This window comes from Microbacterium sp. 10L49, assembly GCF_056395125.1.
This window is the reverse complement of sequence record NZ_JBFTIW010000003.1, coordinates 848,719-869,296: the sequence shown is the minus strand read 5'-3', so window position 1 is coordinate 869,296 and position 20,578 is coordinate 848,719. Positions and strand designations below refer to the sequence as shown.

The 20,578-nt window shown below is 70.8% G+C and carries 19 protein-coding genes; 8 read left to right on the top strand and 11 right to left on the bottom strand.

What is annotated here, in order from left to right:
• Positions 1–81: 81 nt before the first annotated feature.
• The 5 genes from AC1DCT_RS11865 to AC1DCT_RS11845 all read left to right on the top strand — a co-directional run bounded on the left by AC1DCT_RS11865 (position 82) and on the right by AC1DCT_RS11845 (position 5,873).
• The gene (locus AC1DCT_RS11865; protein WP_477429371.1) at positions 82–1,038 is read left to right on the top strand and encodes an ABC transporter permease; all 957 of its coding nucleotides are present in this window, start codon (positions 82–84) and stop codon (positions 1,036–1,038) included.
• Entirely contained in the window at positions 1,035–1,901 is an 867-nt protein-coding gene (locus tag AC1DCT_RS11860) for an ABC transporter permease (protein WP_477429370.1), read from the top strand. Before AC1DCT_RS11865 ends, AC1DCT_RS11860 begins: the two co-directional genes overlap by 4 nt.
• Entirely contained in the window at positions 1,898–3,517 is a 1,620-nt protein-coding gene (locus tag AC1DCT_RS11855) for a dipeptide ABC transporter ATP-binding protein (RefSeq protein WP_477429368.1), read from the top strand. The genes AC1DCT_RS11860 and AC1DCT_RS11855 overlap by 4 nt, the downstream gene beginning before the upstream one ends.
• A 170-nt stretch (positions 3,518–3,687) precedes the next feature.
• Complete coding sequence (locus tag AC1DCT_RS11850; RefSeq protein ID WP_477429366.1) at positions 3,688–5,082, top strand: amidase; 1,395 nt, start codon at positions 3,688–3,690, stop codon at positions 5,080–5,082.
• 167 nt (positions 5,083–5,249) lie between these two features.
• The gene (locus tag AC1DCT_RS11845; RefSeq protein ID WP_477429364.1) at positions 5,250–5,873 is read left to right on the top strand and encodes a histidine phosphatase family protein; all 624 of its coding nucleotides are present in this window, start codon (positions 5,250–5,252) and stop codon (positions 5,871–5,873) included.
• A 127-nt stretch (positions 5,874–6,000) separates the two neighbouring features.
• Here the strand turns inward: AC1DCT_RS11845 and AC1DCT_RS11840 are convergent, their stop codons facing one another.
• Together AC1DCT_RS11840 and AC1DCT_RS11835 are read right to left on the bottom strand one after the other, a co-directional pair.
• Positions 6,001–7,404 (bottom strand): aminotransferase class III-fold pyridoxal phosphate-dependent enzyme, encoded by a 1,404-nt coding sequence (locus AC1DCT_RS11840; protein WP_477429362.1) that lies wholly within the window; start codon positions 7,402–7,404, stop codon positions 6,001–6,003.
• A 55-nt stretch (positions 7,405–7,459) separates the two neighbouring features.
• Positions 7,460–8,959, bottom strand: a complete 1,500-nt coding sequence (locus tag AC1DCT_RS11835; protein WP_441976615.1) for a CoA-acylating methylmalonate-semialdehyde dehydrogenase — start codon at positions 8,957–8,959, stop codon at positions 7,460–7,462.
• Between the two features lie 112 nt (positions 8,960–9,071).
• Here AC1DCT_RS11835 and AC1DCT_RS11830 point away from each other — a divergent pair, with 112 nt between their 5' ends.
• Positions 9,072–10,736 carry a PucR family transcriptional regulator gene (locus AC1DCT_RS11830; RefSeq protein WP_477429361.1) on the top strand — a complete coding sequence of 555 codons (1,665 nt, stop codon included), beginning with the start codon at positions 9,072–9,074 and terminating at the stop codon, positions 10,734–10,736.
• 173 nt (positions 10,737–10,909) lie between these two features.
• Here AC1DCT_RS11830 and AC1DCT_RS11825 read toward each other — a convergent pair whose 3' ends face one another.
• The 4 genes from AC1DCT_RS11825 to AC1DCT_RS11810 form a co-directional block, all read right to left on the bottom strand.
• Positions 10,910–11,383, bottom strand: coding sequence for a VOC family protein (locus tag AC1DCT_RS11825; RefSeq protein WP_477429359.1), 474 nt, complete (start codon positions 11,381–11,383; stop codon positions 10,910–10,912).
• 86 nt (positions 11,384–11,469) lie between these two features.
• Positions 11,470–11,820 (bottom strand): cupin domain-containing protein, encoded by a 351-nt coding sequence (locus AC1DCT_RS11820; protein WP_477229906.1) that lies wholly within the window; start codon positions 11,818–11,820, stop codon positions 11,470–11,472.
• Positions 11,817–13,211 carry an NAD(P)/FAD-dependent oxidoreductase gene (locus tag AC1DCT_RS11815; RefSeq protein ID WP_477229907.1) on the bottom strand — a complete coding sequence of 465 codons (1,395 nt, stop codon included), beginning with the start codon at positions 13,209–13,211 and terminating at the stop codon, positions 11,817–11,819. The genes AC1DCT_RS11820 and AC1DCT_RS11815 overlap by 4 nt, the downstream gene beginning before the upstream one ends.
• Positions 13,212–13,323: 112 nt before the next feature.
• Positions 13,324–13,791: an Lrp/AsnC family transcriptional regulator gene (locus tag AC1DCT_RS11810; RefSeq protein ID WP_477229908.1), complete on the bottom strand. Its 468-nt coding sequence runs from the start codon at positions 13,789–13,791 to the stop codon at positions 13,324–13,326.
• A 100-nt stretch (positions 13,792–13,891) separates the two neighbouring features.
• On the opposite strand from AC1DCT_RS11810, the gene AC1DCT_RS11805 reads away from it, so the two are divergent.
• A complete protein-coding gene (locus tag AC1DCT_RS11805; protein ID WP_477429357.1) occupies positions 13,892–15,340 on the top strand; it encodes an aminobutyraldehyde dehydrogenase in 1,449 nt (482 codons plus the stop codon).
• Positions 15,341–15,499: 159 nt separating this feature from the next.
• Positions 15,500–16,285: an alpha/beta hydrolase gene (locus AC1DCT_RS11800; RefSeq protein WP_477429355.1), complete on the top strand. Its 786-nt coding sequence runs from the start codon at positions 15,500–15,502 to the stop codon at positions 16,283–16,285.
• A 58-nt stretch (positions 16,286–16,343) separates the two neighbouring features.
• Here the strand turns inward: AC1DCT_RS11800 and AC1DCT_RS11795 are convergent, their stop codons facing one another.
• From AC1DCT_RS11795 to AC1DCT_RS11775, 5 genes are all read right to left on the bottom strand, one after another.
• Positions 16,344–17,045, bottom strand: coding sequence for a type 1 glutamine amidotransferase domain-containing protein (locus AC1DCT_RS11795; RefSeq protein ID WP_477229910.1), 702 nt, complete (start codon positions 17,043–17,045; stop codon positions 16,344–16,346).
• 93 nt (positions 17,046–17,138) lie between these two features.
• Positions 17,139–18,008, bottom strand: a complete 870-nt coding sequence (locus AC1DCT_RS11790; RefSeq protein ID WP_477429353.1) for a LysR family transcriptional regulator — start codon at positions 18,006–18,008, stop codon at positions 17,139–17,141.
• A gap of 189 nt (positions 18,009–18,197) precedes the next feature.
• Positions 18,198–19,115: an ABC transporter substrate-binding protein gene (locus AC1DCT_RS11785; protein WP_477429351.1), complete on the bottom strand. Its 918-nt coding sequence runs from the start codon at positions 19,113–19,115 to the stop codon at positions 18,198–18,200.
• A 35-nt stretch (positions 19,116–19,150) separates the two neighbouring features.
• Positions 19,151–19,894, bottom strand: a complete 744-nt coding sequence (locus AC1DCT_RS11780) for an ABC transporter permease (RefSeq protein ID WP_477229913.1) — start codon at positions 19,892–19,894, stop codon at positions 19,151–19,153.
• A complete protein-coding gene (locus tag AC1DCT_RS11775; protein WP_477429349.1) occupies positions 19,891–20,577 on the bottom strand; it encodes an ABC transporter permease in 687 nt (228 codons plus the stop codon). The genes AC1DCT_RS11780 and AC1DCT_RS11775 overlap by 4 nt, the downstream gene beginning before the upstream one ends.
• Position 20,578 lies beyond the last annotated feature (1 nt).

The window sequence follows — 20,578 nt, the reverse complement described above, 5'->3', positions numbered from 1 at the left end:
CCCTCCGCCCGATGAGCCGTGCTTCCGGAGCGACGCGCACCCGCGTCGCTCCGGGGCCGGCCGAGACCCACAGGTGACGCCATGAGCACTCTCCGCCGCGTCGCGGGAAAGCTGGGCGGGCTGCTGCTCACCCTCTTCCTCGCCTCGCTCCTCGTCTTCTTCTCCCGGTTCCTCGTGCCCGGCGACCCGATCCGCTTCCTCCTGCGCGGCCGCAAGCCGTCGCCCGAGGCGATCGCCGACGTCACCGCGCAGTACGGGCTGAATCTGCCCCCCTGGGAGCAGTACGTGCGCTGGATCGCCGGCGTGCTGCACGGCGACTTCGGCCGCTCCCTGCAGTTCCGCCAGGACGTCACGGCCGTGCTCGGCGACCGCCTCCCGGTCACCCTCATGCTCGTCGTGATGGCCGGCACGATCATCGCCGTCGTCGGCCTCGTGGGCGGCACGATCGCCGCGCTGAACAAGGGCCGCGCCGCCGACCGCGGGATCCTCATCTCGCTCACCGTGCTGGGGGCGATCCCCTCGTTCGTCGGATCCATCGTGCTCATCGCGATCTTCTCGGTGCAGCTGGGCTGGTTCCCCTCGTTCGGCTCCGGATCCGGATTCTGGGACATGGCGTACCACCTCGTGCTGCCGTCGATCGCGCTCGCGATCGTGTTCATCGTGCTCGTCGGCAAGGTCACCCGCTCGGCCATGGTCGAGCAGTTGAACCGCGAGCACGTCGAGGTCGCCACCTCGCGCGGCATCACCCGCCTCGCCGTGGTCCGCCGGCACGTGCTGCGCAATGCGCTGGGCCCGATCCTCACCGTGTCCGGCGTGCTCGTGGCCGGCCTCATCGTCGCGAGCTCCATCGTCGAGCAGGCCTTCGGCCTCGCCGGGATCGGCTCGCTCCTGGTCGGCTCGGTCGACCGCCTCGACTTCCCCGTCGTGCAGGCGATCGTCCTGCTCGTGGTCACGGCCTTCGTCGTCGTGAACGCGATCATCGACATCCTCGAACCCTGGATCGACCCGCGATCCGCTGCCGGAGCTGGTGCCCGATGACCTCCTCAGCCCCCACCCTGGCCGTGCGCGTGCTGCGCATGCCGAAGAAGATGCGCGGACGCGGCGTCGTGATCGCCAGCATGGTGATCCTCGCCGTGGTCACCCTGACCGCGATCCTCGCTCCGTGGGTCGCGCCGTACAACCCCGACACCGTCGACTTCACCGCGTTCTACGCGGCGCCGTCCCCCGCGCACTGGCTCGGCACGGACACCCTCGGCCGCGACCTGCTCAGCCGCATCATCTGGGGCGGTCGTACGGCCCTCCTCGGCCCGCTGCTGGTCGTCGTCTTCTCCACCGTGCTGGGCATCCTGCTGGGCCTGGTCGCCGGATGGAGGGGCGGCTGGATCGACGCCGTGCTCGGCCGCGTCTTCGACGTGCTCTTCGCCTTCCCATCGCTGCTGATCGCGATGATGGCCGTCGCCCTGTTCGGCAAGGGCCTGATCGCCCCGGTCATCGCAATGAGCATCTCGTACGCGCCGTTCGTGGCGCGGCTGACCCGCTCGCTCGTGGCTGCCGAGCGCACCCGTCCGTACGTCGCCGCGTATCGCGTGCAGGGCTTCGGCGGGGCGTGGATCGCGCTGCGCCGCGTGCTGCCGAACATCGCCCCGATCGTGGGCGCGCAGTCGACGCTGAACTTCGGCTACGTGCTCGCCGAGCTCGCCGGCCTGTCCTTCCTCGGGCTCGGCGTGCAGGCGCCGACCGCCGACTGGGGCGCCATGATCAACGAGGCCCAGTCCGGCATCGCCGCGGGCCAGTTCCTGCCCGCCATCGCGCCCGCCATCGTGGTGGTGCTCGTGGTCGTGGCCGTCAACATCGTCGGCGAGGATCTCTCCGACCGCATCGGAGGGGAGATCCCCGCATGACCGCCGCACTTCTCGACACGGCCGCGGCGCACTCCGCATCCGCTCTGCTCGACATCCGCGATCTCACCCTCGATCTGCCGAACGGCACCCGCCTGCTGCACGGCATCACGCTGTCCGTCGCTCCCGGCGAGACCGTGGGCCTCGTCGGCGAATCCGGATCCGGGAAGTCGCTCACCGCGCGCACCGTGCTCGGCCTCACGCCCGACCGGGCCGAGATCGGCGGCACGGTCACGGTCGACGGCCGCTCCCCGCTCGGGCCGGCGACGCTCCGAGCGATCCGCCGGTCCGACGCCGCGATGGTGTTCCAGGATCCGCGCGCGGGGATCAACCCGATGCGCACGATCGGCGACCACCTCACGGAAGCGCTGCGGCTGAACGAGGGCTGGTCACGGGGTCGCGCGCGTGCGCGTGCCGCCGAGCTGCTCGCCGACGTCCGCCTGCCCTCCCCCGCCGAGCACCTGGATCAGCACCCGCACGAGCTGAGCGGCGGCATGCTGCAGCGCGTCATGATCGCGGGCGCCCTGACCACGTCGCCGCGCCTGCTGGTGTGCGACGAGCCCACCACGGCGCTCGACGTGACCACGCAGGCGGAGATCGTGCAGGTGCTGCGTGAGCTCTGCGCCGAACGCGGCATGGGCATGCTGTTCATCACGCACGACCTCAACCTCGCCGGATCCCTGTGCGACCGGCTGGTCGTCATGAAGGACGGCGCCGTGGTCGAGGAGGGTCCCGCCCTCGACGTGCTGCGCGCTCCGCAGGCCGAGTACACCCGCCGCCTGGTCGCGGCGACGCCGCGGCTGAGCGGATCGGACAGCGCCGTGGGGTCGGCCGGCCCGGGCTCCGCCATGGTCGAGGTCGCCGGCGTCTCGAAGACGTACCGGTTGCGCGGTCGCGGCGAGGTGCACGCCGTCGCGGACGCCACCCTCGAGATCCCGGTCGGCGGTGCGCTCGCTGTCGTGGGCGAGTCAGGATCCGGCAAGTCGACGCTCGCACGCATGATCGTCGGACTGGAGCAGGCCGATACGGGAATGATCCGGATCGGCGGGCGTGAGATCGCGGGACACGCGTCGGGCCGCGGGGCACGACTCGCGCGGGCGAAGAGCGTGCAGATGGTGTTCCAGGATCCGTACTTGTCGCTGGATCCGCGCATCCCCGCCGGCCAGGCGGTCGGCGACGTGCTGCGCCTGCACGCGGGACTCGACAAGGCGGCCGCGGCGGATCGCGCCCGGGAGCTGTTGACGGCGGTCGGCCTGAGCGAAGAGCACGCGGTGGCACGCCCGAAGACCCTGTCCGGCGGGCAGCGCCAGCGCGTCGCGATCGCCCGCGCGCTGGCCATCGAGCCCGATCTGCTCGTGATGGACGAGGCCACCAGCGCCCTGGACGTCTCGGTGCAGGCGCAGGTGCTGGACCTGGTCGCCGACATTCGGCGCCGCCAGGGCCTGACGCTGCTGTTCATCAGCCACGACCTGGCCGTCGTGCGCCGAGTGTGCGAACAGACCCTGGTGATGCGCCGCGGCGAGATCGTGGAGCGCGGCGCGACGACCGAGATCCTCACGAATCCGCAGCACGAGTACACCCGCCTGCTGCTGGACTCCGTGCCCGTCCCGGCCGGATGACAAGCCCATTCCAGGGTCGCTGAACGACGGCGCCCGCTCCTCCCCTCCCCCCCGGGTCGTTGAGCGAGGACGCCGAAGGCGACCGAGACGAAACGCGGAGCCCTCACGAGATCACCGCGTTTCGTCTCGCTCCGCTCGCTCAACGACCCCATCTGAGACAAGGAAGCCCCATGGAACTGCACCACCTCACCGCCACCGAGGCAGCCGCACGGTTCCGCCGTCGCGAGCTCTCCCCCGTCGAGCTGCTCGACGCGGTCATCGCGCGCACGGCGGCGACCGAGCCGGCCATCAACGCCGTCACCGAGCAGTGGCTCGACGAGGCCCGCACCACCGCCCTCGACTCGGAGCAGCGGTTCGCGGACGGCGGGGCCACCCGGCCTCTCGAGGGCATCCCGCTCATGCTCAAGGAGGAGCAGCCGATCGCCGGCCGTACCGCCGAGGAGGGCAGCCTGCTCGAGCGCGGCCACGTCGCCGCCGAGACCCACCCGATCGTGGACCGGATCCTCGCCGCCGGCGCCGTGGTGCACGGTCGCACGACCACGCCTGAGTACTGCTGCGCCCCCGTCACCCACACGGCGCTCTGGGGCGTGACCCGCAACCCGTGGAACACCGCGTACACGCCGGGCGGGTCCTCCGGCGGATCCGGTGCGGTGCTCGCCGCCGGATCCACCATCCTCGCGACCGGATCCGACATCGGCGGATCCATCCGGATCCCCTCCTCGTTCTGCGGCGTCATCGGGTTCAAGCCCCCGTTCGCGCGCGTGCCGGGTCTTGCCCCGTTCAACTCCGACACGTACTGCGCAGACGGTCCGATGGGCCGCAGCGTCGCCGACGTCGCGCTGCTGCAGAACGTCATCTCCGGGCCCTGGGCGGGCGACGCGGCGTCACTGCGCGAGGTCGCGACCGTGTCCGGCGAGGTCTCGTCGCTCGCCGGCATGCGCATCGCCGTCTGCCTCGACCTGGGCGGCTACGCGGTGGATCCGTCTGTCGTCGCGAACACCCTCGGCGTCGTCACCGCACTCCGCGCCGCGGGCGCCGTGGTCGAGCAGGTCGAGCTGCCCTGGGGTCCGCAGCGCACCCTCGAGACCAGCTGGCCGCACTTCGGCGCCGTGATGGGGCCGTTCATCGAGTCCATCGCCGACGGCGACCCCGAGCGCTCCGCGCAGCTGATGCCGTACACGCGGGCGTTCGCGGCCGCCGCGGCGAACAGCGGCGACTTCGTGACCGGGCTCGAGGCGGAGTCGGCGTTCTACCGTCCGTTCGGGGAGGTGATGCAGGACTACGACGTGCTCGTCTGCCCCACGATCGCCACCACGGGCCTGGCCGCCGACGAGCCCTGCACCGACAGCGACACCGTGTTCGCGCAGCTGATGACCCTGCCGTTCAACGTCATCGGCCGCGTGCCGGTGCTGGCCGTGCCGTCGGGCATCGCTCCGAACGGCGTCCCCACGGGAGTGCAGATCGTCGGGCGCACCTTCGACGACGCCACGGTGTTCCGGGTCGGTGCCGCGCTCGAGCAAGAGCTCGGGCTGTGGACGGATCCGGCGTGGTGGCCGGCCGTGTGAAGCGACCCGCCCTTTGAAGCGACCCGCCCTGAAGCGGCCGGCGAGCCCGACGCGCTCGTCCCTCTCCGTTCAGGTCGCACTTTCTGCTCCGAAACACCCCCTGGGGCAGCAGATACTGCGACCTGAGCGGATGCGCACGGCAACTGCCACTCTCCTAGGCTGAAACCATGACGCGGATCTGGGTGGTGCGGCACGGGCAGAGCATGCTGAACGCGGCGGAGCGGATGCAGGGCTGGTCCGATGCGCCGCTCACCGCCCTCGGCCAGGATCAGGCGGCCGAACGCGGCCGCGACTTCGCGGCCGCCGGAATCACGTTCGACGCCGCCTTCTCGGGCGACGGCATCCGGCATCGCGAGACCGCCGCGCGCCTGCTCGGCGCCGCCGGATCCGATCTGCAGCCGACGTCGGATCCGCGCTGGCGGGAGCTGTGCTTCGGCCGGCTCGAGGCCGTGCGCGCACGCAAGTTCGTCCGGCTCATGCAGGCGCACGTGGCGGCCGACAATCCGTTCTTCGCGACGCTCGACGCCCTCGCCGCGGAGGATCCGCTCGCCGAGTCCCCCGCCGACGTCGCCCGGCGCGCGACCGAGGCGCTGCACGATGTCGCGAGTGCCGGATCCGAGGTGCTCGTGGTGACCAGCGGCATCACGATCCTGACCCTGCTGCACGGTCTCGGCGCCGACCTCTCGCACCTCACGATCGGCCCCGAGAACCTGTCGGTCTCGACCGTGCGGCGCATCGACGACGGCTGGCGCGTCGACCGCGCCGCGATGCCGGATCCGGTCGCGGTCTGAGCGACGGCGCAGACCGCGACCGGCCCGGAACGCAGCGGATCCCGCCCCCGGATAGGGGACGGGATCCGTGCTGCGACAGGCTCGGCGAACGCGGGCCCGGTCGGCCCGCGCAGGCGCCCGCCGGGGCTCAGTCGGTGTAAGAGTCCGCGACGTCGAGCGCCTCGTCCAGCACGCCGAGGCCGCGCACCAGCTCGTCCTCGGTGATCACGAGCGGCGGCGCGATGTGCGTGCGGTTGAAGTGCACGAACGGCCAGACGCCGCCCTTCTTCGCCGCGGCCACGAACGCGCCCATCGGGGCGGCGTCGGAACCTGCCGCGTTGAACGGCACAAGGGGCTCGCGGGTCTCCTTCGAGCGCACGAGTTCCACGGCCCAGAACAGGCCCTGGCCGCGCACCTCGCCGACGCTCGGGTGCTTCTCGGCCCAGGAGCGCAGCGTCGGCTCCACGATGCGGGACCCGAGATCGCGCACGCGCTCCAGGATCCCGTCGCGGCGGAACACCTCGAACGTCGCGACGCCCGCGGCGCACGCGAGCGGGTGGCCTGAGTACGTGAGCCCGCCTGCGAACGGGACGGTGTCGAACGCCGAGGCGATCCGGTCGGAGATGACGACGCCGCCGAGCGGGACGTAGCCGGAGTTCACGCCCTTGGCGAAGGTGATGAGGTCGGGCTTGGCGTCGAAGGCGTCGATGCCGAACCACTCGCCGAGGCGGCCGAAGCCGACCATGACCTCATCCGCGATGTAGACGATGCCGTAGCGATCGCACAGCTCGCGCACGCCCTGCAGGTAGCCCGGCGGCGGGACCAGCACGCCGTTGGTGCCGACGACCGTCTCGATGATGATCGCCGCGATCGTGTTCGGACCCTCGAGCTGGATGGTCTGCTCGAGGTGCTCGAGCGCACGCTGGGACTCCTCGGCGAGGGTCGACGAGTGGAACGCCGAGCGGTACAGGTACGGGCCGAAGAAGCGCACGGTGCCGTTGTCGACGGTGTCGTTCGCCCAGCGCCGCGGGTCGCCGGTCATCGAGATCGCCGTCGCCGTGGAGCCGTGGTAGCTGCGGTACATCGACAGCACCTTGCGACGCCCGGTCACGGTGCGCGCCATGCGCACCGCGTACTCGTTCGCGTCGGCGCCGCCGTTGGTGAAGAAGACCTTCTCCATACCTTCGGGGGCGACCTCGGCGATGAGCCGCGCCAGCTCGCCGCGCACGTCGTTCGCGAGCGACGGCTGGATCGTCGCGAGACGGCCGGCCTGCTGCTGGATCGCCGCGACCAGATCCGGCTGCTGGTGACCCAGGTTGAGGTTCACCAGCTGGCTGGAGAAATCGAGGTAGGCGTTGCCCTGGTAGTCCCAGAACGTGGATCCCTCGCCCGCGGCGACGGGCAGCGGGTCGATCGCGGCCTGCGCGCTCCAGGAGTGGAACACGTGCGCGCGGTCGTCGGCGCGAACCTGCGCCTCGGCCTCGGCGGCGGGCAGGGCGTGCACGGCGCCGTGGCGGTCGGTCAGGGCCGCGGTTTCGGTGGTGACGGTCATGATCTCGGATCCTTTTCCGCGTCAGTGGTTCTCAGGACTCAGTGGTTCTCAGGACTCAGTGGTTGCTCGGGAAGCCGAGGTCGACCTGCGCCGGGGTGTGGTCGGGCCAGCGCGTGGTGACGACCTTGGAGCGCGTGTAGAAGTGGATCGACTCGGGGCCGTAGATGTGCGAGTCGCCGAACAGGGAGGCCTTCCAGCCGCCGAACGAGAACGCGCCGACCGGCACGGGGATCGGCACGTTGATGCCGACCATGCCGACCTCGATGTCGAACTCGAACTGGCGGGCGGTTCCGCCGTCGCGGGTGAAGATCGCGACGCCGTTGCCGAACTGGTGGGCGTTGATGAGCTCCACGGCCTCCGCGTAGCTGTCGACGCGCACCACGCCGAGCACGGGGCCGAAGATCTCGTCCTCGTAGAGCTTCATGCCGGGCTTCACACCGTCGATGAGGCTGATGCCGGTGAAGAAGCCGTTCTCGTCGAGGCGCTCGCCGGCGGCGACGCGCTTCGTGCCGTCGAGCACGACGGTGGCGCCCTCCGCCTCGGCACCGGTCACGTACGACTCGACGCGGTCCCGGTGCTCGCGGGTGATCAGCGGCCCCATCTCGCTCGCGGCGTCGGTGCCGTCGCCGATGCGCAGGTTCTGCACCTTCTCAGTGATCGAGGCGATCAGCGGATCCGCGACCTCGCCCACGGCCACCAGCACCGAGACCGCCATGCAGCGCTCGCCGGCCGAGCCGTAAGCCGCGGAGACCGCCGCGGCTGCCGCGCCGTCGATGTCGGCGTCGGGCATGACGACCATGTGGTTCTTGGCGCCGCCGAGGGCCTGCACGCGCTTGCCGTTCGCCGAGGCCCGCTCGTAGATCGACTTCGCGATCGGGGTGGATCCGACGAAGCTCACGGCCTTGACGTCGGGCGAGTCGAGCAGGGTGTCGACCGCGACCTTGTCGCCGTTGACGACGTTCAGCACGCCGTCGGGGAGCCCGGCCTCCTGGAAGGCCTTCGCGAGCCAGATCGCCGCGGACGGGTCCTTCTCGCTGGGCTTGAGCACGACGGTGTTGCCGCACGCGATCGCCGAGGCGACCATCCACAGCGGCACCATCACGGGGAAGTTAAACGGGGTGATGCAGGCGACCACGCCGACCGGCTGCTTGACCGAGTGCACGTCCACGCCACGCGCGACCTGCTCGGCGCGCTCGCCCTTGAGCAGGTGCACGAGACCGGCAGCGAACTCGACGTTCTCGATGCCGCGGGAGACCTCGCCGGCCGCGTCGGAGAGCACCTTGCCGTGCTCGCTCGTGACGATCGCAGCGAGCTCGGGCGTCCGCTCGGCGAGGATCTGGCGCAGGCGGAAGAACACGTCGGCGCGCTTGATGAGGCTCGTCGCCCGCCAGGCCGGCAGCGCGGCCTTGGCCGCGGCGATGGCCTGCTCGACCTCGCCGACGCTCGCGAACGCGACGGTGCGGTGCGCCTCGCCGGTCGCGGGGTTGTACACCGGGCCGGTGCGCTCGGTCTCGCCGGTGTCGGCTCCGTCGATGAAGTGGCGGATCACGGTCACGCGATGCTCCTCGGGTCGTGGGGTTCGATGGTGCGGGTCACGGATCCGGACACTCTGATCGGACGCACCCGCGGGCTTGCTCTCCCATGCTGGCAAAGGAGAGGATGGATCCGTGCCCGCAGATCGTCTGGACTTCGCAACGGATCGGACAGATCGTCCGGACCGATTCTCGACGGACCGCGACCCCGGGCTCCCGACGGTCGCCGACGCCCTCGAGGTCGCCTCGTTGCAGGCCGGGATCCCCGAGCTGCTGGCCGGATCCGTCGACGTGCCGGTGCGCTGGGTGCACGTGTCCGACAGCGACCGGGTCGCGGCGCTGCTGGACGGCGGCGAGCTGCTCCTGACGACGGGCGCCGGCTGGCCCGGCGCCGCCGACGCCCTCGCTCGGCTCGTCGACGAGCTGGCCGATGCGGGCCTCGCCGGAATCGTGCTGGAGCTCGGCACGCGGTTCGCCGTGGTGCCCCCGCCGCTCGTGGCGGCGTGCCGCGCTCGGAACCTCGCGCTCGTGTCGTTGGAGCGCGAGGTGAAGTTCGTCGCGGTCACCGAGGAGGTGCACCGCCGGATCATCGCGGGCCAGGTCGAGGCGCTGCAGGAGCGGCAGCGACTGCACGAGCTGTTCACCGGGCTCAGTCTGCGCGGGGCGCCGGTCGAGGTGGTCGTGCGGGAGACCGCGCGAGCGCTTCGCGCGCCCGTGGTGCTGGAGGATCTCGCGCACGAGGTCGTGGTCGCCGACCCGTTCGACCTCGCCGAAGCGGAGGTGCTGGCCGGCTGGACGGGGCGGTCGCGTCGGCTGCCGCCGGAGTGGACGCGCGTGCCGGTGGCCGCCCGCGGCACGCAGTGGGGCGAGCTGGTCGCGTTGCCCGGGCCGCCGCACCCCGCCGGGCCCGCGACGGTGCTCGAGCAGGCGGCCACGGCGCTGGCGCTGTCACGTCTGGCGGACGGCGAGGGCGCCTGGGCCCGGCTGCGCGCGGAGGGGCTGATCGCGGCGCTCCTCGGCGAACGCTATGTGTCGGTCGCCGACATCGAGGCCCGCCTGGAAGCGTCGGGTTTCCCTCTGCACGGTCGCACGCTGTACGTCGCCGTGTCCGCGGCGGGCGGCGACGGACAACCCGGAGCCGCGCGGGCACGCACCGGAGCGCCCGGATCCGCGGTGCGTGACGATCCGCACACGATGAGACGATCTGCACACGGGTCCGGCGAGAACGCGCGCGGATCGTCACAGGCTGTGCAGATCGTCACGGATCCGACGCGACCCGGATCCGGGGACGCGCGCACGCTGTCCGCGGACGTCGGCGCGGAGCGGATCCTGCTCGTCTCGCTGACCGGCACTCGGCTGTCGGACTCACTCCTCGACGACCTCGGGACCGGCGCCATCAGCGATCCCGCCACGACGACCGCGGAGCTGCTCGCGGCGATTCCCGTCGTGCGGCGCCTGGCTCGTCAGGCGGAACCCGGTGCCGTGCTGCGCGTCGCCGACCGGCCCCTCGCGCGCCTGGCCGCCGAGCTCAGCGGAGACCACCGACTCCAGGAGCACAGCGCGCGCCTGCTCGCTCCACTGATCCGCCACGACGACGCCACGGACGGCGACCTGCTCCGCGTGCTGCGCGCCGTGGTCACCCACCCCGGCAACCGCACCGCGGCGGCGAGCGCCTCGCACCTGTCCCGCTCGGTGTTCTACCAGCGCCTCACCCTCATCGCGGACCTGCTCGGCGCCGATCTCGACGACGGCGAGACACTGTCGGCCCTGCACCTGGCGCTGCTCGCGCAGGGGCGCTGACGAAGCGACGGCGAGGAGCGCGGGGCGGCGGGAGTGCTGGGCGCACGACTTCCGGCGCCCGGATCCGCCCGGCGCGTCCGTTCACTGGTCGCGAATTGCCGCCATGACAGCGGAATGACGGCAATTCGCGACCAGCGAGCGTCAGGGGAGAGTCCGGGATCGGGATCCGTGGCTCACCCGGCCGCGTGCGCCCCGCCCATCACGCGCTCCACCATCTCGGGCGAGGGCTGGCCGAGCGCGATGATGTTCTCCTCGCTGTCGCTGAACCACGCGGCCCGCTCGTCTCCCAGTTCCGCGATGCCGTCGACGGTCTTCAGCCCGGGGAAGTCGTACTCGTGGAATTCGACTCCTCGGGCGCGCAGCGCCGCCACGTCGCGGTCGATGTCGTCGGTCACGAGGTTGAGCGCGGTGTTCTCCGCCGTGCCCGCGAAGCTGGTGAGGTACACCAGCACCACGGTGCCGCCGACGTCGTAGAACACGTTCCCCGACTCGACATCGACGTCGACCGGATCCCGGTCGAGCACGTCGTGCCACCACCCCTTGGCGCGATCGAGGTCCGTCGCCGGAAGGACGGCCGTCGCCATGAGTTTCTCGAACATGATGAGCCCCAGCTCCGGGGTGTTGTCATCCTCGCGTCGGCCCAGCACAACGCCGCGCCGCTTGGGCGCGCGAATGAGTTCCCCGCGCTGATTGTATTCCCGGATCCGCCGGCCGGAAAGGCCTCCGGGAAGGCTCAGGCGATGTAGACCTTGCGCAGGGTCTCGGTCACGGTCCAGGTCGTCCGCATGCCCTCGGCGAGGCGCACCACGGATCCGGGACCGACCTCGAGATCCCGCAGCGACGGATCCTCGAACACGATCGTCGCCTGGCCCGAGAGCACGACGAACAGCTCGTCCGCCTCGGTGTCGCGCGCCGTGCCCGGTGTCATCTCCCAGATGCCGATCTCGCGGTCGCCGGTGTCATCCAGCACGGCCATCGCCGTCGTGGGAGAGCCGGCCACGACCTCGTCCGCGGGCAGCGGCGCGTGCGCGAGGCCCAGGTCGGCGTCGGTCACCGCGTGCCCCGCGGCGGGCAACGCGGTCATGAGTCGAACCCCATGCCGACCGCGTCCAGCGTCTTCAGGAACAGGTTGCGCTTGCCGTTGTTGTGGTCGGCCTGGTTCATCGCCGCGCGCACCAGGTTCACGCCGATCGAGGCCGCCGGCTCCGGCGGGAACGGAATGGGCTTGGTGCGCACCATCTCCAGTTGCGTGCGCTCGGTGGTCAGCCCCGCGAGCTCGTCGAGCATCACATCCGCCGCGAACCGGGTCGCGCCGACGCCGAGCCCGGTGAAGCCGGTGGCGTATGCGACGCGTCCGCCACGCGCGGTGCCGAAGAACGCGCAGAACCGGCTGCACGAGTCGATCGCGCCGGCCCAGCGGTGCGTGAACTGCAGCCCCTCGAGCTGCGGGAACGTCGTGAAGAAATGCGAGGCGAGCTTGCGGAAGCTCTCCGGGCGCTCCTCATACTCCTCGCGCACCTTGCCGCCGAAGTGGTAGACGGCGTCGTAGCCGCCGAACAGGATCCGGTTGTCGGCGCTCAGGCGGTAGTAGTGGAACTGGTTCGCACTGTCGGCGAGACCCTGGCGGTTCTTCCAGCCGATCGCGTCGTACTGCTCCGCGGTGAGTGGCTCGGTCATCAGCGCGTAGTCGTAGACCGGCACGGTCATCAGCCGGTTGCGCTTGAGCAACGATGGGAACACGTTCGTGGCGAGGGCGACCTGGTCGGCGACGACGGAGCCGCTCTCGGCCGCGACCGTCTGCACGCCCTTGCCGCTGAGCTCTGTGACTCGTGTGCGCTCGAAGATCTGCACGCCGAGCTCGGTGGCCACACGTGCGAGCTCGAAGGCGAGCTTCGCGGGGTGCACCATCGCACAGCCCTCGCGGTTCCAGGATCCGGCCAGGTACGTCGGCGAGGCGACCTCGGCCTGCACGGCGGCCTGGTCGAGGTAGTCATCCCCCTCCATCCATTCGATCTGGTGCGGCTCGACCGCCACGGCCATCTGGCCCGTGCGCTCCCAGTCCACGTCCATCCCGTAGCGCTCGACGGTGGCCTGGATGCCGTCGAGGTTCTCCAGGCCGAGACGCTCGAGCTGCTCCATCTCCTCGGGCCAGCGGTTCAGGCCGTTCTCCTCGCCGTGCGTCAGGCTCGCCTCGCAGAACCCGCCGTTGCGGCCGGATGCGGCCCAGCCCACACGGTTCGCCTCGAGCAGCACCACCGTGCGCTGCGGGTCGCGTTCCTTGGCGCGGATCGCGGTCCACAGGCCGGCATAGCCACCGCCCACGATCGCGAGGTCGGCGCGGACCTCACCCGTGAGCTGCGGGTAGGCGGGGCGTTCGACGTCGTCGAGCCAGAAGGCGCCGTGCACCGTGTTCTCGAGAGAGCGCTCGATGACCGATGCGCTCGGCTGCCGTCGTTCGAAGACGGTCGTTCCCATGACTGATTCCTTGTCCGGAGGTGGAAGGGGTGGAGAGGTGGTTCTCAGGGCGCGACGGGGCGCCCCGGAGCCGCGATGCGGCCGGGTCGGGGAGAGCGAGGGGCTCAGCGGATCAGCGCGTTCCCCAGTTGTAGAGGTCCTTGTGGAGCCCCGCGTAGAGGAAGCACTCGGTGTGCGAGACGCCCTCGATGGTGCGGATCTGCGTCGCGATCAACGCCAGCAGATCCTCGTCGCTCTCGCAGATGGCCTCGGCCAGGATGTCGAAGGATCCGAGGGTCACATTGACATATGCGATCTCGGGAATATTCGCAATGGCCTCCGCGGCGACACGCGGATCCCCATCGACGCGGATGCCGAGCATGGCCATGCGGGAGAATCCGAGTTGGCGCGGATCGGTCACCGCGACGATCTGCACCACGCCGCTGTCGGTGAGCCGCTGCACGCGCTGGCGCACAGCTGCTTCACTGAGACCCACGGCTCGTCCGATCTCGGCGTAGGGCCGACGACCGTCCTCCTGCAGCAGCTCGATGATCCGCTTCGACACGTCGTCCAGTACCGGCACCTTCGGCTTGTCGCTCATGTGATGATCTTGACACTCTGAACGTCGCTCTGCAACTGATTTCGCAGAATCTGTTGCAGATTTCTTCCGATTTCGTTGGTTCTCACCTATCCTGATCAGCATGCAGAGCACACTGTCTGAAACAGCACTGTTGCAGAACTTCATCGGCGGGCGCTCCGTCGCCGCCCACGGCGAGGGCCGCATGGACCTGATCGACCCCGTCACCGAGCAGGTGTACGGTCAGGCGCCGATCTCGGACCAGAGCGACGTCGACGCCGCCTACGCCGCCGCGGCCGCCGCCTTCCCGGTCTGGCGCGACACCACCCCCGCCGCCCGCCAGCTCGCACTGTTCCGGATCGCGGACGCGATGGCGGCCCGCGCGGAGGAGTTCGCCGACCTGGAGTCGCAGGACACCGGCAAGCCCCGCCCGAACCTCGTGGCCGACGAGATCGACCAGTCCGTCGACCAGCTGCGCTTCTTCGCGGGCGCCGCGCGCAGCCTCGAAGGCAGGGCCGCCGGGGAGTACATGGCGGGACACACCTCCTACGTGCGCCGCGAGCCGATCGGCGTGATCGGGCAGGTCACCCCGTGGAACTACCCGCTGAACATGGCCGTGTGGAAGATCGCGCCTGCTCTGGCCGCGGGCAACACGGTGGTGCTGAAGCCGGCCGAGGCCACCCCGCTCACCACTCTGCTGCTCGCCGAGATCGTCGCCGAGCACACCCCCGCGGGCACGCTCAACGTCGTGCTCGGCGATCGCAGCACGGGTGCCGCCCTGGTCGCCCACAAGACGCCGCAGATGGTCGCGATCACCGGATCCGTGCGGGCCGGCATGGCCGTGGCCGAGTCGGCCGCGGCTGATGTGAAGCGCGTGCACCTCGAACTCGGCGGCAAGGCTCCGGCGATCGTGTTCCCGGACGCGTCGATCGCCAAGGCCGCGGAGGGCATCGTCACCGGCGCCTTCTTCAACGCCGGCCAGGACTGCACCGCGGCCACCCGCGTGATCGTGCACGCCTCGGTGCACGACGAACTGGTGAAGGCGCTCGTCGAGAGGGTGCGCACGCACGCACGCACCGGCGCACCGCACGAGGAGGGCGTGTTCTTCGGCCCGCTCTCGAGCGCGGCGCAGCTGGCCCAGGTGCAGGGCTTCGTGGATCGCCTGCCGGCGCACGCGACGATCGAGACCGGAGGCAAGCGGCAGGGCGACGTCGGCTACTTCTTCGAGCCGACGATCGTCTCGGGCATGCGCCAGGACGACGAGGCCGTGCAGAGCGAGATCTTCGGGCCGGTGCTGACCGTGCAGTCCTTCGAGGACGACGACGAGGCGCTGGCGTACGCCAACGACGTGCCGTTCGCCCTGGCGTCCTCGGTGTGGACCACTGACCACACCCGCTCGCTGCGCTTCTCGCGGGACCTGGACTTCGGCTGCGTCTGGATCAACACGCACATCCCGTTCGTGTCGGACATGCCGCACGGCGGTTTCAAGCACTCCGGCTACGGCAAGGATCTGTCGCAGTACGGCTTCGACGACTACACCCGCATCAAGCACGTGATGAGCGCCCTCGACTGACGCCGGCGGAGGTGCTACTGTCGCCTACGCCGTGCTGGCACGAGAACAGGAGGTGATACCCATGAACGAATCGACGTGGGTGCTCCTCCTCGGGGTCACGGTCGGGCGATAGGTCGTCCGGGAGCGCCGCAGATATGCGCACTCCCGAAAGGCACGACCATGAACATCACTCCTGAACTCACCTTCACCGCCGAGAGGCACCTGGCCTCTGAACAGCATCACGACGGCATCATCGAGCGCGACTTCACCCTCGAGGGGATCGACGGCATCCTCTGGACGCCCGGATCCGCCTCCGCGGAGCATCCGGTCCCGCTGATCCTGCTCGGCTATCCGAGCGGGCCCGGCCTGGCCCGGATGCGTCCACGGCTGGAGGGCCGGGCACGCTCGTCCGCCGAGCTGGGCTTCGCGTCGGTCACCCTCGAGATGCCCGGCAACGGCGCTCGACCGGCCCTGCCCGAGCTGGAGAGCGCCCGCGCCGACCTGATGCGGGCGCTCGACGCCGGCGAACGCCCCAGCGAGGACGTCATAGACCGGCTGGTGCTGCCGCTGGTCGAGCGCACGGTGCCCGAATGGCAGGCGGCGCTCGACGCGGTGCTCGCCCTTCCCGAGATCGGCGGCCCGGTCGCCTACTCGGGCGGCGTGCTCGCGATCGGGATCCGTCTGGCTCGCACCGAGCCGCGCATCGTGGCCGCCGGCCTGTTCGCCGGCAGCTACGTGCCGCTCGCCATGTTCGACGAGGCCCGGCAGGTCACCATCCCGCTGCACGTGCTGCTGCAGTGGGACGACGAGGGCAACGACCGGCAGCGGTCGCTCGACGTGTTCGACGCGTTCGGATCCGCCGAGAAGACCCTGCAGGCCAACCTCGGCGGGCACACCGGTGTCCCGGCGCATGCCGGCGAAGACGCGGCGCGGTTCTTCGCGCGGCATCTCTCCCTGCACGGCTGACGCACGAGGCGGGTGGCTCGGGTTCCGCCCGGGCCACCCGCTCCGCCTCTCGCCGGGCTCAGCCGGCCAGCACCTCGAGCAGAGCCTGGGCGACCGCGTGGCTGGACTGCGGATTCTGGCCGCTGATGAGGTTGCGGTCCCGCACCACGTGGGACGTCCACGGATCCGCATCCTGCACGGTCGCACCGCGGTCGCGCAGGGTCGTCGCGACGAACCACGGACTGTTCGCCCCGAGACCGCCGGTGCGCTCCTCCTCGTCGGTGAACACGGTGAGAGTCCGCCCGGCGAAGACGAATCCGCCGTCGGTCGTGGTGGCGCTGAGCAGGCCCGCCGGACCGTGGCAGAACGGCGCGATCGGGAGGGCTGCAGTGTCGGCGGTGGCGAGGATGCGGCCCAGATCCGCATCGAACGCGAGATCGGCCATCGGACCGTGGCCGCCCGGCAGCACGACCGCCGCGAAGTCGGCGACGGACACCGCGTCCAGTGCGATCGGGTGGTCGAGGGCAGACCGGACCGTCTCGAGGTATGCGCGGAACTCCGTCACCCGCTCCGCGTCGCCGACGACATCGGGGTTCAGCGATCCCGGGTCGACCGGCGGCACCCGTCCGCCCGGAGTGGCGATGACGACGTCATGGCCGGCACGGGTGAGCTCGCGGTGCGCGACGACGAGCTCCTCCGCCCAGAACCCGGTGGGGTGGGCAGTGCCGTCGGCGAGAGTGAGGGAATCGGCCGCGGTGACGACCATGAGGATCTTCGACATGTGGGAGTCCTTTCGACCCGTTCATGCTCCTCCGCCGGCGGATCCCGGTGTCATCGAGGAATCGAACGCAGCCATCGGGTTTCCGAAGATCTCTCAGCCGATGATCCGGCGCAGGGCCGTCGCGGTGGCGCCGATCGCCGGGAACCGTTCCGCACCCCCGCTGCGCGTCGCCAGGTAGAGCGTGTTCAGCGGAGGGATCTCGGGCTCGTCGAGGGCGATCAGAGCCCCGGTGCGCAGATCGTCGGCCACCATGTACATCGGCAGGACCGACATCCCGACGCCGGCCCTCACCGCATCCCGGATCCCGCGGAGGTCGGGGATGACCGCCACGACCTGCAGCCGGGAGGGCGGACGGCCGAAGACGCTGCGCCAGTACCGGCGCACGATGGGCAGGTTCTCCGCGTAGGCCACGACGGGGACCTCGTCCGGATCGCGGCCCGCCCAGATCGGTGCGGCCACGAGGACGAACTCCTCGTCGTAGAACGGGACGGCGGTGATCCCCTCGCGCTGCGGCGGCACAGCGCTGACCACGAGGTCGAGCGCTCCGCCGACGAGCGCGTCCAGCAGCTCCTGCGCCAAGCCGAAGGTGAGCCGGATCGGCGCGTTCGCGGCCGCGATCAGCTCGGGGAGCCTCGGCACGACCTTCAGCGACAGGATCTCGGCGGCGCCGCCCACGTGCACGGCCCGCGCGGTGCCGCCCTCGCGATCCGGCAGCAGCACGGCGTCCTCGATCGCGTCGACGTGTCCGGCCACGCGTCGCGCCAGCTCGAGCCCCTTCGGCGTCGTCGTCACGCCGCTGCGGCCGCGGTCGAAGACGGGGAAGCCGACGACCGCCTCCACCGCCTGCACGTGGGCCGAGACCGTCGCCTGAGACAGGCCCAGCAGGTGCGCGGCGCGTGTGAGCGAACCGGTGCGATGCACGGTCACGAACGTGCGCAGATGGTCCAGGCTGGGAGCGCTCACGTCCGTCACTGTACGCGGCGGGAACCGCAGGCACGGCGGGGGCGTGATTCGCGAGCGAGTGTCACGGTTGGCACGGCTGGCACGGCTCGCACCGCTGGCACCGCTGGCACGGCTGGCACCGCTGGACCAGTGACAGGCGGCGGCCCCGGGATCGGATCCTGGGGCCGCCGCCTGTCACTGGTTCGAGCCTCAGCTCAGGCCCTGCTCCTTGAGCCAGGCCTTGGCGATGTCGACCGGCTGCTTCTTGTCGGCCGTGCTCTGCACGTTGAGCTTGACGAGCTCCTCGGTCGAGAGCTTCGCGCTCACCGCGTTGATCGCCTTCGACACCTTGTCGGCGACGTTCGCGCTCACGATCGGCACGACGTTCGACGGAAGGATGAGGTTCTTCGGATCCTTCAGCGCGACCAGGTCACCGCTGGCGAACGCCGGGTCGGCGGAGTAGATGTCGGCGACCTGCACGGTGCCGGCCTTCAGCGCCTCGAGCGTGGTCTGGCCGGTGGCCGAGAACGCCAGGTCGACGCCGTACAGGGTCTTCGCGGCTGCGGGGCCGTACGGGCGCTTCTCGAACTCGGGCGCGGCGCCCACCGTGACGGGCGCGGGCACCTTCGAGAGGTCGGCGATCGATTCGAGGCTGTACTTATCGGCGTTCGCCTTGGTCACCGTGTAGGTGTCCTGATCGGCGGCCTTCGCGTAGTCGAGCACGGTGAGGCCCGACGGCAGGGCCTTCTTCAGCGCGGCGTACACGTCGTCGGGGCTGTTCGTGTCGGCCTTGCCGCCCAGGTACTCGAGCAGATTGCCGGTGTACTCGGGGAACAGGTTGATCGCGCCGGACTTGACGTCGGGCATGTAGGCGTCGCGCTGGCCGATGTTGAACTTGCGATCGACCTTCACGCCGTCCTTCTCGAGGGCCTGCGCGTAGATCTCCGCGATGATCTCGTTCGAGTAATAGGCCTGGGATCCAATCACGACCGTGTCGGAGGAGCCGGATCCGCCGGTCGCGGTGGGCTTGTCGAGCGGGTTGCTGGAGCTGCAGGCGCTGAGCGCGAGCGCGACGGCGGCCGCGACCGTCGCGGCAGCGGCGATGCGGGTGATGCGAGCGGTGAACATGGTGTGCCTCTCTTCGGTGGGGGAGTCGGTGCAGGTCAGGTGCGTGCGGCGGCCTTCGACAGGCTCAGGGAGCGCCCGCGGGCGTGGGGTTCGGCTTCGGAGCGACCGCCGGCCGCACGCACACCGGCCGGGACGGCGGCGCGCTGCGCGATCGCGAACAGCAGGTCGGCGATCAGGGCGAGCGCCGCGACGAGGAGGGCCCCCGCGAGCACCTGGTCGAAGCGGCCGAGAGGGATGCCCTGGATGATCGGGTAGCCGAGGCCGCCGAGGTTCACCCAGGCCGCGATCGTCACGGTCGCGATCACCTGCAGCGTCGCCGCGCGCAGGCCGCCGACCAGCAGGGGCAGACCGAGCGGGAACTCGACCTTCCAGAAAACCTGCCACGGCGTCATCCCCATCGCCTTCGCCGCGTCGATCACCCGGGGCTCGATCGCCTCGATCCCGGTGTACGCACCGGCGAGCAGCGACGGGATCGCGAGCAGCACGAGCGTCACCAGCGCGGCCGCCGGCACCTGCAGCACGCCGAACAGCAGCACGAGCAGGATCAGCAGTCCGAACGAGGGGATCGCACGCGCGGCGCCCGAGATCGCCACGGCGACCTCGCGTCCACGGCCGGTGTGCCCGATCACCCAGCCGGCCGGCACGGCGATCAGGCTCGCGACGAGCACCGACACGACCGTGTAGAGCAGGTGCTGGCCGAGCAGCACCGGCAGCGCATAGGAGCCGGTCCACTGCTCGGGGTCGAGCAGCCACCGGATCGCATCGCCGAAGAGGTTCATGCGGCACCTCCGGTCACGACGGCGGGCCGGCCGCTGCGCGTACGTCGCCGGGTGCTGCGCTGCCACGGCATCAGCACGCGGCCGAGCACGACCAGCAGGGCGTCGATCACGAGCGCGAGCAGGATCACCGCGATCACTCCGGCGAACACCTCCTCGATGAGGCGGCGGTCGAGTCCATTCGTGAAGAGGTAGCCGAGGTTCTGCACGCCGACCAGGATGCCGACCGTGGCGAGGGCGATCGTCGAGACGGCGGCGACGCGCACGCCGGCGAGGATCACCGGTCCGGCGAGCGGCATGTCGACGGTCCAGAACCGGCGTCCGGATCCGTAGCCCATGGCGATCGCGGCGCGACGCACATCGGCATCGACCGAGTCGAGCCCGTCGGCGACTGCGCGCACGAGGATCGCCACGTTGTAGATGGTCAGCGCCACGACGAGGTTGGTGGGGCTGATGGCGGAGTAGCCGAGCAGCGCCGGCAGCAGGATGAGCAGCGCGAGGGAGGGGATCGTGTAGAGCAGGCCGGTGAGCACGATCACGGGGCCGCGCACCAGCCGGTACCGCCAGGCGATCCACCCCAGCGGCACCGAGACGACGACCCCGAGCACGAGAGCGATCAGGCTCTGCTGCAGATGCACGGCGGCGAGGCTCGCGATGAGCCCGAGGTTGTCGATGATCCAGGTCATG

What these genes read in the sequence shown, in the direction of transcription:
- AC1DCT_RS11840 (WP_477429362.1), bottom strand. Translation starts at nt 7,404, where the DNA reads ATGACCGTCACCACCGAAACCGCGGCCCTGACCGACCGCCACGGCGCC.
- AC1DCT_RS11865 (WP_477429371.1), top strand. Translation starts at nt 82, where the DNA reads ATGAGCACTCTCCGCCGCGTCGCGGGAAAGCTGGGCGGGCTGCTGCTC.
- AC1DCT_RS11860 (WP_477429370.1), top strand. Translation starts at nt 1,035, where the DNA reads ATGACCTCCTCAGCCCCCACCCTGGCCGTGCGCGTGCTGCGCATGCCG.
- AC1DCT_RS11850 (WP_477429366.1), top strand. Translation starts at nt 3,688, where the DNA reads ATGGAACTGCACCACCTCACCGCCACCGAGGCAGCCGCACGGTTCCGC.
- AC1DCT_RS11785 (WP_477429351.1), bottom strand. Translation starts at nt 19,115, where the DNA reads ATGTTCACCGCTCGCATCACCCGCATCGCCGCTGCCGCGACGGTCGCG.
- AC1DCT_RS11845 (WP_477429364.1), top strand. Translation starts at nt 5,250, where the DNA reads ATGACGCGGATCTGGGTGGTGCGGCACGGGCAGAGCATGCTGAACGCG.
- AC1DCT_RS11810 (WP_477229908.1), bottom strand. Translation starts at nt 13,791, where the DNA reads ATGAGCGACAAGCCGAAGGTGCCGGTACTGGACGACGTGTCGAAGCGG.
- AC1DCT_RS11780 (WP_477229913.1), bottom strand. Translation starts at nt 19,894, where the DNA reads ATGAACCTCTTCGGCGATGCGATCCGGTGGCTGCTCGACCCCGAGCAG.
- AC1DCT_RS11815 (WP_477229907.1), bottom strand. Translation starts at nt 13,211, where the DNA reads ATGGGAACGACCGTCTTCGAACGACGGCAGCCGAGCGCATCGGTCATC.
- AC1DCT_RS11820 (WP_477229906.1), bottom strand. Translation starts at nt 11,820, where the DNA reads ATGACCGCGTTGCCCGCCGCGGGGCACGCGGTGACCGACGCCGACCTG.
- AC1DCT_RS11800 (WP_477429355.1), top strand. Translation starts at nt 15,500, where the DNA reads ATGAACATCACTCCTGAACTCACCTTCACCGCCGAGAGGCACCTGGCC.
- AC1DCT_RS11855 (WP_477429368.1), top strand. Translation starts at nt 1,898, where the DNA reads ATGACCGCCGCACTTCTCGACACGGCCGCGGCGCACTCCGCATCCGCT.
- AC1DCT_RS11775 (WP_477429349.1), bottom strand. Translation starts at nt 20,577, where the DNA reads ATGACCTGGATCATCGACAACCTCGGGCTCATCGCGAGCCTCGCCGCC.
- AC1DCT_RS11795 (WP_477229910.1), bottom strand. Translation starts at nt 17,045, where the DNA reads ATGTCGAAGATCCTCATGGTCGTCACCGCGGCCGATTCCCTCACTCTC.
- AC1DCT_RS11805 (WP_477429357.1), top strand. Translation starts at nt 13,892, where the DNA reads ATGCAGAGCACACTGTCTGAAACAGCACTGTTGCAGAACTTCATCGGC.